The 201-nt window shown below is 46.3% G+C and carries 1 pseudogene; it reads right to left on the bottom strand.

Annotated features, from left to right (window positions below):
* Positions 1-201: pseudogene (locus KI210_RS08910) on the bottom strand (amino acid ABC transporter ATP-binding protein); the annotation flags it as partial.

The following is a 201-nucleotide window of genomic DNA, read 5'->3' as shown; positions in this document are numbered from 1 at the left end:
TCTTGCTCAAGAACTCCTGTGCCCGTTCTGACTTCGGATGTTCGAAGAAAGCTTCTGGATCGTTAGAATCTTCCAGCACTTCTCCTTGATTGAAAAAGATTACCCGGTCTGACACTTCTCTGGCAAAACCCATTTCGTGCGTTACCACCAGCATGGTGATGCCTGACTCGGCAACTTTTTTCATGACGTCCAAAACATCTT

Source organism: Lactobacillus corticis, assembly GCF_018327645.1.
Lineage (GTDB): Bacteria > Bacillota > Bacilli > Lactobacillales > Lactobacillaceae > Lactobacillus > Lactobacillus corticis.
The sequence above is the reverse complement of the archived record's forward strand: the minus strand, read 5'-3'. Positions and strand labels throughout refer to the sequence as shown.